This window comes from Bacillus sp. AFS077874 (genome assembly GCF_002566505.1).
In the GTDB taxonomy this organism is placed as follows: domain Bacteria; phylum Bacillota; class Bacilli; order Bacillales; family Bacillaceae_G; genus Gottfriedia.
In genome coordinates, this window is sequence record NZ_NUYF01000012.1 from 206,354 (window position 1) to 222,132 (window position 15,779).

General features: G+C 31.0%; 15 protein-coding genes. 10 read left to right on the forward strand and 5 right to left on the reverse strand.

Going from position 1 to position 15,779, the window contains the following annotated elements; all coding sequences use genetic code 11:
• Positions 1 to 5 precede the first annotated feature (5 nt).
• Positions 6 to 1,205, reverse strand: a complete 1,200-nt coding sequence (locus COJ46_RS13645; RefSeq protein ID WP_097975844.1) for a DUF58 domain-containing protein — start codon at positions 1,203 to 1,205, stop codon at positions 6 to 8.
• Positions 1,206 to 2,156, reverse strand: coding sequence for an AAA family ATPase (locus tag COJ46_RS13650; RefSeq protein WP_097975842.1), 951 nt, complete (start codon positions 2,154 to 2,156; stop codon positions 1,206 to 1,208).
• A 387-nt stretch (positions 2,157 to 2,543) separates the two neighbouring features.
• Here COJ46_RS13650 and COJ46_RS13655 point away from each other — a divergent pair, with 387 nt between their 5' ends.
• The 5 genes from COJ46_RS13655 (at position 2,544) to COJ46_RS13675 (ending at position 7,117) form a co-directional block, all read left to right on the forward strand.
• Positions 2,544 to 3,713, forward strand: coding sequence for a CapA family protein (locus COJ46_RS13655; protein ID WP_097975841.1), 1,170 nt, complete (start codon positions 2,544 to 2,546; stop codon positions 3,711 to 3,713).
• A gap of 719 nt (positions 3,714 to 4,432) precedes the next feature.
• Positions 4,433 to 4,981 carry an RNA polymerase sigma factor gene (locus tag COJ46_RS13660; RefSeq protein ID WP_097975839.1) on the forward strand — a complete coding sequence of 183 codons (549 nt, stop codon included), beginning with the start codon at positions 4,433 to 4,435 and terminating at the stop codon, positions 4,979 to 4,981.
• Complete coding sequence (locus tag COJ46_RS13665; protein ID WP_097975838.1) at positions 4,978 to 5,439, forward strand: hypothetical protein; 462 nt, start codon at positions 4,978 to 4,980, stop codon at positions 5,437 to 5,439. Before COJ46_RS13660 ends, COJ46_RS13665 begins: the two co-directional genes overlap by 4 nt.
• 14 nt (positions 5,440 to 5,453) lie before the next feature.
• Complete coding sequence (locus tag COJ46_RS13670) at positions 5,454 to 5,909, forward strand: hypothetical protein (protein ID WP_098566007.1); 456 nt, start codon at positions 5,454 to 5,456, stop codon at positions 5,907 to 5,909.
• Complete coding sequence (locus tag COJ46_RS13675; RefSeq protein WP_097975835.1) at positions 5,906 to 7,117, forward strand: DUF4097 family beta strand repeat-containing protein; 1,212 nt, start codon at positions 5,906 to 5,908, stop codon at positions 7,115 to 7,117. The genes COJ46_RS13670 and COJ46_RS13675 overlap by 4 nt, the downstream gene beginning before the upstream one ends.
• Before the next feature lie 136 nt (positions 7,118 to 7,253).
• Here COJ46_RS13675 and COJ46_RS13680 read toward each other — a convergent pair whose 3' ends face one another.
• From COJ46_RS13680 to COJ46_RS13690, 3 genes are all read right to left on the reverse strand, one after another.
• Positions 7,254 to 7,919, reverse strand: coding sequence for a DUF2642 domain-containing protein (locus COJ46_RS13680; RefSeq protein WP_097975833.1), 666 nt, complete (start codon positions 7,917 to 7,919; stop codon positions 7,254 to 7,256).
• A 28-nt stretch (positions 7,920 to 7,947) separates the two neighbouring features.
• Positions 7,948 to 9,303, reverse strand: coding sequence for an arsenic transporter (locus tag COJ46_RS13685; protein WP_097975831.1), 1,356 nt, complete (start codon positions 9,301 to 9,303; stop codon positions 7,948 to 7,950).
• A 247-nt stretch (positions 9,304 to 9,550) separates the two neighbouring features.
• Positions 9,551 to 9,880 (reverse strand): DUF1904 family protein, encoded by a 330-nt coding sequence (locus COJ46_RS13690; protein ID WP_097975830.1) that lies wholly within the window; start codon positions 9,878 to 9,880, stop codon positions 9,551 to 9,553.
• 150 nt (positions 9,881 to 10,030) lie between these two features.
• Between COJ46_RS13690 and COJ46_RS13695 the strand changes: the two genes are divergently transcribed.
• The 5 genes from COJ46_RS13695 to qoxD all read left to right on the forward strand — a co-directional run bounded on the left by COJ46_RS13695 (position 10,031) and on the right by qoxD (position 15,098).
• Positions 10,031 to 10,720, forward strand: a complete 690-nt coding sequence (locus COJ46_RS13695) for an alpha/beta hydrolase (RefSeq protein ID WP_097975829.1) — start codon at positions 10,031 to 10,033, stop codon at positions 10,718 to 10,720.
• A gap of 668 nt (positions 10,721 to 11,388) precedes the next feature.
• Positions 11,389 to 12,288 (forward strand): cytochrome aa3 quinol oxidase subunit II, encoded by a 900-nt coding sequence (qoxA, locus tag COJ46_RS13700; RefSeq protein ID WP_097975828.1) that lies wholly within the window; start codon positions 11,389 to 11,391, stop codon positions 12,286 to 12,288.
• On the forward strand, positions 12,288 to 14,252 hold the full coding sequence (qoxB, locus tag COJ46_RS13705; protein WP_097975826.1) for a cytochrome aa3 quinol oxidase subunit I: 1,965 nt from the start codon (positions 12,288 to 12,290) through the stop codon (positions 14,250 to 14,252). The genes qoxA and qoxB overlap by 1 nt, the downstream gene beginning before the upstream one ends.
• Entirely contained in the window at positions 14,230 to 14,820 is a 591-nt protein-coding gene (locus COJ46_RS13710) for a cytochrome c oxidase subunit 3 (protein WP_025672298.1), read from the forward strand. Before qoxB ends, COJ46_RS13710 begins: the two co-directional genes overlap by 23 nt.
• Positions 14,817 to 15,098, forward strand: coding sequence for a cytochrome aa3 quinol oxidase subunit IV (qoxD, locus tag COJ46_RS13715; RefSeq protein WP_097975825.1), 282 nt, complete (start codon positions 14,817 to 14,819; stop codon positions 15,096 to 15,098). Before COJ46_RS13710 ends, qoxD begins: the two co-directional genes overlap by 4 nt.
• Positions 15,099 to 15,779: the final 681 nt, after the last annotated feature.

Here is a 15,779-nt window from a genome sequence, read left to right on the forward strand (position 1 = left end):
TCGACTTAATGTTGTCCAAATGGAACAAGCGATGGACTTTCTAAATCATCTTGTAGATAATAGATGCTTTGGCCACGTTTTCGCATTTGAGCGAAATATCGATCTCCATGCTTACCGAACGGGCCACATAAAATAACAACAGGAGATTTTCGTTGTTGCTTTTCTACGTAATGAAGTAATCGATCAATTGGCTGAGTCATTCTTGCGCCATTAATTCGGGCAAGGATATCATAAGTTTTACCTAGTTGAGATTTACCTCCACCAATTGGTAAATGAAAAACAGGAACTCCACTTTCCATGTTCAAATTTAGAAATATTTCATAATTAATATTTTTTATTGCAGCGTATTGGACGATATAGGCAATATTACTAGCAATTGATTCGATGTTTTCAATTATACTTAATCTAAAATTATCATGATGAGTATCTCGTAAATTTATAATAAATGTAATTGAATAGTCAGCAGTTCGTTCATAAATTTTCGTTTGAAGTACTTGAGTTTTAGCACTAGCTTTCCAGTGAATTCGATGAAAGGAGTCCGAATAGACGTAATCTCTTGTTCCAATCGGGGCTAGAAAATCTTCAAACATACTAGTATTTGTTACAAAACTACCATATGAGTTAGTTGAAATGATTTGTTCAATTTGAGGTACAGGAATTAATGTAGGATAAATAATAATTTCTTTATGTAAAAATGGTTTATAGGTTAAATATAGATAACCTAAACTAAAAAAGTTTGAAATTTTTAGCTCTACTTGTTTAATTCTAGTAACTCCACGTTTAGTAGCTGAAAGCGGTAATGTAATCTGAATCGTTTCATTACCTTTTAGTTGAATTGGGATAATTAGTTCCAAATTTGAATCACTACTAACTGCTTTAAAATTTATACTATCTACAATAGGTTCTAATTTTATGCGAACTGTTGCATTAATAATAGGTAACCAATGATTCTGGGCAATCTTAATAGGTAAATTAAATTGTTCTCCGACGGAAACTCGAATGGGCTCCTTGTCGTTTTCGATGATCAGGTAATCAGCAATATGTTTTAAATAGTATCGACTCATCAAACTAATGATGATTAAAAATCCTCCTAAAAACATTAATAAATAGGAAGATTGATAGACATTGATGATTAGAAATATAATCCCAAAAATAGTTAGGATATCAAGTGAATTTTTACCATGTATTTCTTTATTCCAAGTCATTTATTGACCAGCTCCAGCTTCTACAGGAACTTCAACTTGATTTAACACGGATTCAATAACTTGTATAGCATTTTTCTTTAAGGATGCCTCAAGGCTCAAGACTAATCTGTGTGAAAGGAGATAAATCGCAACATCCTTCACATCTTGTGGAGTGACAAATGTTCTATTGTTTATATATGCTTTACCTTGTGAAGCTCGCATTAGTGCCAATGTACCACGTGGACTTATGCCGAGTTGAATATCCTCATGATTTCTCGTTGAATGAATTATATTTAAAATATAATCCTCTACTTCTTCTGAAATTGTAACAGTTTTCACCTGTTCTTTCATTTCATCAATTTCTTCTAAAGTTAGTACATTTTTTAAATTCAAAAATGGAGTATTTGAACGATATGACTTCATAATGCTTTTTTCTTCGTCAAATGTAGGGTATTCTAAACTAATTTGCATAAAAAATCGATCCATTTGTGCTTCAGGTAATGGAAACGTACCTTGTTGTGATTCAATTGGATTTTGCGTTGCAATAACGATAAACGGATTTGGTAGGGGAATAGTTTCTCCATCGATTGTTACCTGGCGTTCTTCCATTACTTCTAATAAACTAGCTTGGGTTCTAGGTGTAGCACGATTAATCTCATCTGCTAATAAAATATTTGTCATAACAGGACCGATTCGAAGCTGAAAGTCTTGTTCTTTTGGATGAAAAAATTGAATACCTGTTACATCACTAGGTAATAGATCCGGAGTAAATTGAATTCTTTTAAACGATCCGTTAATCGTTTTGGCAAAGCTTTTAGCTAATTGTGTCTTTCCAGTACCAGGGACACTTTCTAGTAGAATATGTCCATTATTAATAAGAGCGATGAATATCATTTCAACGACATCCTCTTTACCAATTATCACATGACTAATCTCTTTCTTTAATTGTAATAACTTTTCTGATCTATTCATTGTTCTCTCCTTATCTATTAAAACGTTTTAAGCATTATTAAATCTGTTTAAAAATCAAAAAAATGTTGAACATGTTATTATTTTAATAGTTAAACAATAGTAAAGTCCAATAATTCTCAATTTTTAAAATCTATGAAAGTAAATGATTAATAATAGTTGATTATTTAAAATAAACACTGTAAAATATAGTGCTTGTTTGTTAAAAAATGGAAATAACTTAAAATAAGGAATGTCTTAAAGACCAATGGCAGACTAGTATTATTAAGGAACATAATGAGTATTAAGTGATGATAAGGATAAAAATATGAATACATAAGGGTTCTGGATTGTTTTGTCTGTTCCTATACCATACATTCCATTGAATCTCGCTTTACAGGAGAGAAAAAGATGAAAAAAATAATTGTAGTATTAACCTGTTTTTTTGCTTTACTTTGCGGGTGTACAAAAAATAATCAAGAGGAACACAAAGTAAAAGAAAATAAACGAAAAACAGAACAGGTTAAAGAACAGAATGAACCTATAAAGAAACTAAATCAGGTTGTTACAAAGGTGACTGTTGGTGCAGTGGGTGACCTTTTAATTCATAATGAGGTTTATGAAGATGCTAGGCTTCCAAATGGAGTATATAACTTTAATAAAATGTTTGATGAAGTTAGAAAAACGATGGAAAAGCCAGATATTTTAGTAGCGAATCAAGAAACGATGATTGGTGGAAAGCAATTCGGATTATCTACATATCCAGCATTTAATAGCCCATATGAAGTTGGAGATGCACTTAAAGGGGCTGGGGTTGATTTTGTAACACTGGCCAATAATCATTCACTTGATCGAGGTGAAAAAATTATACATAGTGCAATTTCGCATTGGGACGCTATTCATATGCCATATACAGGTGCTTTTAAATCACAAGCAGATCATGACCAAATTAGAGTGATAAATAAAAATAATATTCGATTTTCATTTCTTGCTTACACATTTGGTACAAATGGGATTCCTGTTCCTAAAGGAAAAGATTATTTAGTAAATTTGATCGACCTTGCCAAAATACGTAGTGATGTTGAAAAAGCAAAGAAAGTATCGGATGTAGTAGTAGTTGCCATGCATTGGGGGATTGAATATGAAAGAATGCCGAACAATACCCAGAAGAAACTTGCAAAACAATTGGCTGATATGGGTGTTCAAATTATTATTGGTAATCATCCACACGTCCTACAACCGCCGGCTTGGATCACTGGAAAAACGGGGAATAAAACAATCGTCTTTTACTCATTAGGAAATTTCTTATCAGCTCAAGATGAAATCTATGAGTTAATTGGTGGCATGGGTACAATTGATGTAGTTAAAACTCAATCTGACCAAAATATAAAAATTGAATTGGCAAATCCAAGTTTTTTTCCTACTTATAATTACTATCGTGATAATCGTAATTTTAAAATTATGTCTTTGGAAAATATTAATGATGTTAATCTAAAAAATGGCAAAATAAGATACAACGAAATAATGAACCATATGCGAACAAATATTAAGGATTTAAAAGGTATTTCGGAGGTTCAATAGAATTTAAAATGTTGGTTAGATACATGTTTTTACAAGCTTTAAATATGTTGAGAAACAATCTTGTCAATTAAATAATCAAATTTTCGTAAAAGGAGTAGAGTGATGTTGATTTCCACTACAGGATGCTCGCTTTCCATGGGGCNNCCGCTTATCCCATAGGAGTCGAGCACCCTTTCGTTCCAATCAACTTATTCATAAAAAAATGATTACACTAAAAAACTAATTTACTATCCTTTACTTAAAGTAGCGTAACAGATTGTTAATCAGTTTACAGTTCAAGTATGATTAAAACGTATTATAAAAATGATTTGTACTTGTTTTCTAAAAATTAGCACTTAAATATTTTTTAATTCTCAAGAATAAACAATTACTAGAGTTAGTGCTATTATAAAACTGCTCAAAACATATGACATTTAAAATCATTATTTGAACTTTAAAAAATGAATTATATTATCAATAAGATTCACTTAATATCAGCTTAACCATTTTATATTTCAACATTCTAAAAGCTTGTTTTTACAAGCTTTTTTTATTGTTTATTAATTAAATAAGAGTATTACTCACAAACTATTTTTTAACAAAGTGGAAAAATCAACTATACTTCATTTATTTAAGTAAGAAAGATTGTTAAAAAAAATTTTTAAAAAAACTTATTTTTTTTGCAGGGTTTTTAAATTTGTCTTCGTCTAAAGTTATGGAAGAGGAAAAGAGGTGATGCAATGGAGTCGGATGAACAATTAGTAAGGAATATAGTAGAGGGGAATCATCAACTATTTAAGGAATTAATAGTAAGATACCAATCAAAAGTATTTGCAGTAGCATTGAAAGTTTCAAATAATCAAAAGGATGCTGAAGATATTTCGCAAGAAGTCTTTCTCCAATTGTATCGTTCTCTCGAAAACTTTAACGGGGAATCTAGTTTGGCCACATGGATTTATCGAATTACAATGAATAAAGCAATTGATTTTAAAAGAAAACAAGTAAAACAACAGGAAAATGAAACTAGTGATTTACTCTCTACTTTACCAGAGGAGAATTTATTATCACCTGAAGAAGCTTTAATAAAAACGATTGATAAAGAACTTATTCATTCAGATTTAATAGAATTGCCACAGGCATATAGCGATGTATTGAAATTATATTATTTTGAAGAACTTACCTATGGGGAAATAGCTTTGAAATTAAATGTAGCCGTTAAAACTGTAGAATCACGTTTGTATCGAGCCAAACGATTAATTAAAGACAAGCATAAAGGAGGGATCATTTGAAACATTTAACTTCTGACCAACTATTATCGTATCAACAAAAGAAGCTTTCAAATAAAGAATCTCTTTTGCTTGAACAGCACTTAAATGAATGTATCTCATGTCAGGCGGAACTTGAACTTTTAAATGAATTAGACATGGAATGGATGAATCCACCTGATTTTAATTTTTCAGATGAGCTAGTGAACGAAATAATGAAACAAACTGAATCAATACAGATTACGGAAAAAACGAATGAAAAGAAATCTAAAACGAATTCAAAAAAAGTTCGCTTAATCCATTTAGTATTGGCTGCTGCAGCAACATTTTTATTCTTCCAATTTCAATTAACTGAACGGATTACCAATTCGAATCGTCATGTTGTACAAACGATTGATCAGACTTCTTCGTTAATTGAAAAAAGTGAAGATATTAAATTATCAATTCCAATTCCAAAAATTTTGAAAGGAAATAAAAAATAATGGAGGTACAAACTTTGAAAAAACGTAAAAAATTAGTTTATATATTATCAATCCTACCTGGTCTTGGCCATTTTTATTTAGGATTAATGAGTCGAGGATTGCAGTTTATGCTGTTATTTTTCGGTACAGTATTTTTAACACATTTAATTTCAAGCTTTGGATTTTTTATACCAGTCATCGTATTTTATAGCTACTTTGATGCGCTTCAATATCATAGTAAATATCGTGAAGACATTGAATTAGTAGATGAGCCAGTCCTAAATCATCAATTTAAATTTAATAAGTCTTTAATTGGTTGGGTATTAATTGGTTTTGGTTGCTTATCATTACTAGAGAACGCTTCTGATTATATTTCTAGACATTACAATATCTATATTGACTATAATTTAGTACAAAATTTACTAATCAGTATTGTTTTTGTTGGACTTGGTATTAAATTATTAACTGGAAAGTCGAAAAAAGAAGTATGAGGAATTGGAAGGTCGGCACTATAACAGCGGGAATTATATTAATCGCAATTGGTTTGCTATGGTTTCTACAAAATTTTATTTCAATTCCTTATTCGAAGCTTCTAATTAATGCATGGCCAGTTGCTTGTATTTTATTAGGAATTGAAATATTACTATTCAATATAGTAAGAAAAGAAGACACACTTCGTTTTCATGGATTTAGTATTTTTTTACTTATATTAATGATGGGTGTTTCGTTACTATTTAGTATTGGTCACCTGTTTATCAAAGAAATAGGTTATACATTCAAATCAAAAAATATTGAAATAAATGATTCGAAAACGATAACTTCATCAATTAATGAAGTTATTATTAAAGCTAATAATAGTGAAATTAGTGTAAATGGAACTGATTCTAGTGCGGTAAACGTAAATGGTAATATAAGAGTTTCAGATCGTAATAAAAAAGACAGTGAAAAAGTATCTGATTATTATTCAGTAAAAACACTTGGTGATAAAATGATTATCGAGATTCGTAATGATGACAATCAGATTTTCCACTTTGATCATAACAGATCCCAACTAAATATTGATTTACCTAAAAGTATTTTAACTTATATAAACGTAAAAAATGGCTCTGTAAATTTAACTAATAAGGAAAATAAAACAGTAATAAATTCAAATGACGGTCAAATCAATATTGAGAATGTAACTGGAAACTTAGTTGCAAAAACTAGAAATGGTTCAATCAGCTTAACGAATGCAAATTTAAATAGTGATAGTGAAATTGCAACGAATGATGGTGAAATTACAATCAAAAATATTTCTGGATATTTAAATTCCACTACAAGAGATGGTAGCATTTCGATTGAACATGCAAACATAGACGGAACAAGTGAAATAACGACTTATGATGGTGAAATTAACTTAAGTGATTATAAAGGAAAAATTAACGCAAAAACAAATAATGGTGCAATTAATGTTGAGGAAGCATTATTAAATGGTAATAGTAAAATTTCTTCTGATGATGGTGAAATTCAAATCGACCTACTAAAGGATAACAATCTCACAATCAATGCGGAAACAAATGATGGTAGTTTTAGTGGTAATATTGGATGGGAAATGAAAAATAAAGATGAAAATCATACAAATAAGGCGATGGTTGGAAATGGTGAAAATCAACTTAATGTTAAAACGAGAAATGGTTCTATTTACGTAAATAAAGATTAGAAGATTAAGAGCCCCAAGCATAGCATGGGGCTTTTTTTTACTTAAAACTCATTATATTTTTAAGGTAAAGCAATGAATCGCTGCTTTTTCAAAAAAAAAACCTTTAAATACATTTTGTATCAAAGGTTGTATCCAGCTAAGGTAAGTGTACAGATTTTATATGTCCCAGTTTTAGATAAACATTTTGTCCACTCGCAACGGAAAGTTCTATTTGATTATTATCTACTTTATTTAAAAGCCCAATCTTCATTGGATCTGTTCCACCATCAAAAATAATAAGTTTTCCAATTTCTTTTTTAAGCTGAATTTCTAAAGACCTGTGTAAAGGAATAGTAGGTGGATGTACTGCTAGTATCTCATTTGTTAAATTATATGGCACCACTCTATGGTTATATGGTGTGATCCATTTTAAATGTGATAATGAAATATACATTGTATGAAATACAGGTGAGTAAAATACAAGATAATCATTTAATACGTTCATAATATAACCATGAAAAGTTATATTACCAGTTACATAGATTTCTGAAAATATTCCTTTAGCATTTAGTAAAATTTTACGATATGAAATTGTCTCCATTTCCTGTGTAATGGATGGTTCATTAGGGTTATTTATTTTTTCTTTTAAATCATTATTTTGATATACCATATGGATATGCATCCAAGGGATATAATAATATTTTATGCCGTTAAAAAGCACTAAAATATCTTGTCCTAAATCAGTAAGAATTCCTTCGAATATGACATCTCCAGATAATCTTACTGAGACTTGTTCACCAAGCAATGTAGATACATCACTCATGTAGATCTCCTCCTAAAGGGTAATTAAATTAAGAAAAAAATAATTGTATCCAATAAAATAATAGTATTAAAGAAATAATTGTTGTTAATGGGATCACAATTATAGTGACGCTTAAATAATCTTTCCATTTTACTTTAATTTTATTTTCCTTTAAAATATGCATCCAAATTAATGATGCTAATGTTCCAATAGGTAACAATAGCGAGCCTATATCACTACCAACTATATTAGCAAGATAGATTGCTTTTAGTGTCACTGGATCTAGTCCCATTTCAGTTAGGCTGATTGTGCCAATCATAAGGGCAGGGTGATTGTTAAAAAGATTTGACAATACACTTACTAATCCACCCATTGCCAAAGTGGCATTAAAAAGACCTTGATTAACGATTGGTTCAATTTCTTTTACAATAAAATCAGTTAGACCAGCATTGTGAAGTCCGTAAATAATTACATACATTGAGAATGCAAATAAAAGAATTTGCCAAGGTGTCTTTTTTAAGATATCTACAGGATTTGTTCTTAAATGGTACCATCTCCATATAAGCAAAATGAGAGAACCAAGTACAGCAACAATTTCAATTGGAATTGAAATAAACGAAGCAACAAACAGTAAACATCTCATAACAAATACAAAAGTTAATATTTTAAGCATAAACTTTGTTCTTTTTCTTTTTGTTTCAACAGAGATTTTACTTTTTAAAGGATGAAAATTTTTAATAAAAAAGGATTCTTCAATATCATTTGTTGAAGCAGGTAACACTTCTGGAAATTTACTTTTTAGTACGAAATACATCATAAGCGACATAAATAATAAGCCTAACATTGTAGGTACAAACATCATTAAAGGTTGCATATAAAGTGGCATGTGTACGATTTTTAAACCTATTAAATTTACGATATTACTTACGCCTATTGGAGCACTTGAAGCAGTGGCAATTAAAGCACCAGATAATAGATAGGGTATTTGTTGATGTGGTTTTAAACGTAGATTTTTTAAAAGAATTATTAGTATAGGTGTTGTAATTAGGATACTACCATCATTATTAAAAAGTAATGTCATTAAAAAACATAGTAATTGAATGTACCAATATAATCGATAACTAGAACCTTTGGCCAATGTAACTAATCGAGCTGCTGACCAATGAAAGAACCCGAAGCTTTCTAAAATAACAGCCATAACAATTGTTGCAATAATTGTAATTGAGGCTCCACCGATTTTCGTAATAATATCATATAAATCGTGTCGAGTAACAATTCCAGTTACTAGAATGATTATAGCTCCAACTGAAGCAGGCCATGCTTCATGAATTCCTTTTGGTCTCCAGAATATGACAGCCATTGTCATAATGAAAACAAATGCTGTCATTGCAATTTCAAAATTCATTCTTATTCACCTTTCCCTAATCGGTAGTATTTTTTTGTGTCCTACTTGTCCGATTAATATACTAATATTCAATTTTACTAATCATGTACTTAGTCAGTTGACCATTTTTTTTAGTTTGTATATTTGTCCACATAGTTGAAATGTCCCGAAATGACATTGTCCTATAGGTACACATGCCCCAGAAATATGGATTTTCCAAAAAAAAAAGGTCAGCTGCTAAGCTGACCTAAATTATATCGAAATATCATTATGAAAATTTCTTCCCATTTATATAATAACAATCTTCTTGATATGTAATAAAAGCAATTTCAAATTCAGGTATAGTCAAAGTGTTAATATGTTTTTCGATTGTAGCCGCGAAACGATCTCTAGTTTCACCGCCACGTTCAAACCACCTTACTTCAATGAATGGAAAGCTTTCTACAATTTCACCATTAAAAATTGAAGTTGAATGGATACAATCAATTGTAAAATTATCAGTTCCACATTCACAAACCACTGCGAGTTCTTCGATTAAAGACTTACTAATTTTGCAAATATCATCAGTTGAAATCCCTTTAATTAATAATTGAGGCATAAATGTCTCACCTTTTTTTCTCTCATTATAACTTAAAAATTAAATAAGTTTAATTTTTTCTAAATAGGGTTTTACTAAGTTTACATTGAATATATTTATTTGGCTTTGTGTAAAAAACAAAGATCAAAAAAATGTGAAAAGGTGAAATGGATGAAAACAATCGTTATCTGTCACGGAATGAGCTCAGGGGGCTGGGCATGGAAAGAGGTAAAAATAATATTAGAAAAAGAGGGTCATACAGTATATACACCTACAATGACTGGTTGTGGGGAAAGGTTTCATTTAGCGAATAAAGAAATAGATTTAAACACTGCAATAAATGACATTGTTAATGTGATTCATTATGAAAATTTACATAATATTGTTCTAATTGGTCATAGCTATGGTGGTGCAGTAGCTTCAGGTGTAGTTGATCGAATTCCAGAATTAATTGATGAAGTTATCTATTTAGATGCGATGTTATTAAATGATGGTGAGGCAGTTGTTAATTTGTTTCCAAATGAAATAGTACATTTCCTTCAAGGTTTGATTGATACAAAAGGTGAGGGTTGGAAAGTTCCAGTAGTAGATGAAGATCGATATGATCATCGTCTAACTGATCATCCTCACAAATGTTTTAAAACACCGCTTAACCTTAAAAATAAGGAGTTAGACAATATTAGAACTTCCTATATTAATTGTACAGAAAAAGAACAAAATCCATTATATTATGGAATTTTTCGATCTGTAGAGCGTGCAAAGGAAAGAGGGATGACAATACATAATTTGAAAGCTGGACATATTCCTAATATTGAAAATCCAACTTTGATTGCACAGTTCTTAATGAACATATTATCTTGAACAATTGCTATTTAGATTATTTCTATGGATGAAAAAACCAATAATTGGTATTGATAATCATTTTCATTTATGGTAATCTAAGATTAATAAAAGAAGTTTAAGAAATAAGCTATTGTTTTTCTTAGTTCTTCGTTTGTATGCACATTAAAATGTGGAATGCGACCCTAGAACCCCCAAAAACCCTAAAGAAGAGAAGAACGCGCTAGGACAGTAGTTTTTCTCTTCACCAAATTAATAACCCTGTTTTTTGACGCAGATCATTCTGCGTTATTTTTTTGTGTGAAAATACAGATTATTTCGTGAAATTCCATAAAAAATATTATACTAATTTACTAATGTGAAAGTTTCGAAATGTGTACTAAAAGTTAATCAAAATCTAATATTTGTCTAAAATGTGAACGTTGTGAAGAAATGAGCAATCGTGTTAAACCATTGATATAAATAGGTTTTAAAGAAAAGACCATATTTTCAAATATGTCTAAAATGTGAACACTCTTTTTTTCCTTTCAAAATGGAAATTAATTGTTTGTTTTTTTAATTAAAGTATCTTACTATAACTGTGGACATTGTTTGTCATTTTGGTGACAATTTATAAAAATACTTATCTAAGAAATAATTCAAAAAAACTATTTTGAACTTTTACTTACGTTATAGGAAGGAAGAGCGAAATGAAAAAATTTCTAATGGGCATGATGATCATGCTGGTTGCATTAGTAATGGGTGCTTGTGATAAGATTGCAGTTCTTAATCCAAAGGGTCCTGTTGCTAAAACGCAAGCGGATACGATTATCTTCTCGATGTTGATGATGTTAGGAGTTTTACTAGTAGTTTACATTCTTTATATTGTTATTCTATATAAATATCGTGCTAGTAAACTTCCAAAAGATTACGAACCGCCTCATGAAGAGGGAAGTAAAACACTTGAAATAATTTGGACTGTCATCCCAATCATTATTGTTGCGGTTTTATCAGTAGTAACTGTTAAAACAACAAATGCGGTTGAGAGTGTACCAAAAGGTCATGAAAATGATAAACCACTTGTTATTTATGCAAGTTCTTCAAACTGGAAATGGCATTTCTCTTATCCTGAACAAGGAATTGAAACTGTTAACTATGTAAATATTCCAACGAATAGAAATGTAGAATTCAGACTTTATTCATTCGGTCCTATTACAAGTTTTTGGATTCCACAATTAGGTGGACAAAAATATGCAATGAGTGACATGGTAACTAAATTAAATTTTGTTGCTTCCAATGAAGGTTCTTATATTGGTAAGAACAGTAACTTCAATGGTAAAGGCTTTGCTGGAATGGAATTTGAAGTACTAGCAATGAATAATAAGGATTTTAACGGCTGGGTAAAGGACGTTAAAGAAACAGCTCCTGCTTTAACAGAAACAGAGTTTAATAAATTACTAAAAATTGAGCATTTAGGTAGAAAGACATATACTTCGACTCATTTAGGATTTAGACCAGCTCCAGAAGGAAAAAATGCAGGACATCAACATGGTTCTATGAAGGATTCATCTGATCACCATGACATGGATAATATGGAGGGGATGAAATAATGGGTTTTAAATGGGATCACTTTTTTGTAACAGGTGAACCAATGATTTATGGCGCAATGGTGAGTATCGTTGTTGTATCTCTTGCTATTGTAATTGGTTTAACCAAATTTAAAAAATGGGGTTATTTATGGAAAGAATGGTTAACAACAGTTGACCATAAACGTATCGGTGTAATGTATATTCTGTGTGCATTATTAATGCTATTCCGTGGTGGAGTAGACGCATTACTAATGAGAGCACAGTTAGCAGGACCAGATTTAAAAATATTAGATGCACAACATTATAATGAAATTTTTACAACTCACGGCTTGATTATGATTCTGTTCATGGCGATGCCTTTCATTATTGGATTAATGAATATCGTTATTCCTTTACAAATCGGAGCTCGTGACGTAGCTTTCCCTTACTTAAATGCAGTAAGTTTCTGGTTATTCTTTGCAGGTGCAATGCTTTTAAACTTAAGCTTTGTTATCGGTGGATCACCTGATGCTGGTTGGACAGCTTATTTCCCACTAGCTAGTAAGGAATTCAGCCCAGGCGTTGGGAATAACTATTACGCTATTTCGCTTCAAATCGCTGGTCTCGGTACTTTAATGACTGGTATTAACTTTATCGTAACAATTTTAAAAATGCGTGCTCCAGGCTTGAAATTAATGAAATTGCCTATGTTTACTTGGAGTATTTTAATTACAAACGTTATTATCGTATTCGCATTCCCAGTATTAACTGTAGCTTTAGCATTAATGATGTTTGATCGTGAGTTTGGTACTCAATTCTTTACGATGGCACATGGTAATGATATGCTTTGGGCGAACTTATTCTGGATTTGGGGACATCCTGAAGTTTACATCGTTATTCTTCCAGCATTCGGTATATACAGTGAAATTATAGCTACTTTCTCAAGAAAGAATTTATACGGATATAAGAGCATGGTTGTTAGTATGATCGCCATTTCTGCTCTAAGTTTCCTTGTGTGGGTTCACCATTTCTATACGATGGGTCAAGGTTCTGTTGTAAATGGCTTCTTTAGTATTACAACAATGGCAATTAGTATACCAACCGGTGTTAAAATCTTTAACTGGTTGTTTACATTAAGAAAAGGTAAGATCGAATTTACCGTTCCAATGCTGTACTCACTAGCATTTATTCCAATCTTTACAATCGGTGGGGTTACAGGTGTAATGCTAGCTATGGCAAGTGCTGACTACCAATATCATAATACGATGTTCTTAGTTGCTCACTTCCATTATGTATTAATTCCAGGTACTGTTTTTGCGGTAATCGCAGGATTCTACTATTGGTTCCCTAAAGTATTTGGTTTCAAATTAGATGAAAAAATTGGTAAGATTACGTTCTGGACAATTATCGTTAGCTTTAACGTAACATTCTTCCCATTATTCTTATTAGGATTAAAAGGTATGACTCGTCGTACTTATACTTATAGTGCAGAGTCAGGTTTCGGTCCATTAAATATGATTGCTACAATTGGAGCTGTAGGGTTAGCAATCGGATTCTGTTTACTTGTTTACAATATTTATTACAGTGTACGTTACGCACCAAGAGAAACAACTGGTGATCCATGGAATGCAAGAACATTAGAGTGGGCTACAAGCAGTCCAATTGCTCCTTATAATTTCGCAGTTATTCCAAAAGTTGATTCTTTAGATCCATTCTGGAAAGCTAAAAAAGAAGGTAAATCATTACTTGAAGGTGAGATTACAGATATTCATATGCCAAGTAATAGTGGTATACCATTCATTTTAGGGGCAGCATTTATGGCATTTGGTTTCTTCTTAATATTTGAATGGTGGGTTCCAATGATTGTATTTGCAGTTCCTATCGCACTTTGCTTAATTGCACGTTCTTTCCAACGCGATCATGGCTTCCATATTCATAAAGAAGAAATTATTGAAACAGAGAAAAAATTACGAGGTGATCACTATGAGCAGCAGGCCTCTGTATAGTCTAGGTGAAGAAAGTTCTAATAAGATTCTAGGCTTCTGGATATTTTTAGGAGCTGAGATTGCTTTATTCGGAACATTGTTCGCAGTTTACTTCACTTTAGCAAATAACACTGGTTCAGCACCTACTCAAAAAGAATTATTTGAGATGAAAGGTGTAATGATAGAAACATTTGCCCTATTAACAAGTAGTTTTACGATTGGTTTAGTCGTAAACGCAATAAAATTAAATCACAAAAAAGCTTTTATAAGCTTCCTTGTATTAACACTAGCTTTAGGGGCAGTCTTCCTAGGAGTAGAGATTACAGAGTTCTTTACTTATGTTCATGAAGGCGCAACAATCCAAAGTAGTGGAGCATTATCAGCATTATTCGTATTATTAGGTACTCACGGTGCCCACGTATCATTCGGTATGTTATGGGGTATTGCAATCTTAATTCAAGTTTCTCGTGAGGGAATTACAGAAACTACAGCAAACAAAACATTTATTTATTCATTATACTGGCACTTCTTAGACGTAGTATGGATCTTTATCTTTAGTTTTGTTTACGTGAAAGGACTGATTGGATGAGCGCATTATTCCCTAAGCATCAAGTGGTTGGCTTCATCCAATCACTTGTTCTAACAATCATAGCTTTAAGTGTTTATTATTTACATTTACCGTTTAATGTATCATTTATTATTTTAATTTTAACTGCATTATTACAAGGCGGTCTTCAGTTAATTGTTTTCATGCATATGAATGAAAATGAAAATAAAGGAGTATTATATATCAATTTAGGTTACGCAGTATTTATTGCAGTAGCAATTGTTTTCGGTACTCTTTGGACATTAATTTGGGGTATGTAATAGTTAAAAGCTCTTCGACATTCGAAGAGCTTTTTAATATGTTGAAAAAAAGTCTTGTCAATTAATTATCAAATTTTCGTAAAGGAGTAGAGTGATGTTGATTTCCATTACAGGATGCTCGCTTTCCATGGGGCNNCAACTTATTCATCAAAAAAAAATTTACGATATAAACCTAATTTAAAATCCTTTACTTAGTGTAATCTAAATGAATATTAATCAGTTTGTAAGTCAATTGAAATTGAACATCAATAATATTACACTAAATTTCCTATAGGCCGTTTTGTATTTCAACATTCTGAAAAGCTCTTCAACATTCGAAGAGCTTTTTTCGTATTTTTTAAAGGAAGATATTGATTTACTTACCTGCAAATCATTTAATTAAGAAAAATAAAAAAGTGGTAAATCAATTAGATAGCAGGTCGATTTGTATTAAATGTAGAAGTAAGTAATTGAAAATATTCGAGGTTATGCTTATGAACGATTACATAAAAACAATGAGGGATAATGTTTGAAATGAAATTGTATTAACAATTAGTTGTTGTCACTATTCGAACTTTAGTTGGACAAAGTATTCCGCAATAAAAGTTAATGTCATGAATTGTTCACATTGTTCTGAATAAAATCATATTTGCGATAGTTATTTCTATTATTATATGTAATAGTTTAATATAATGATTGCAT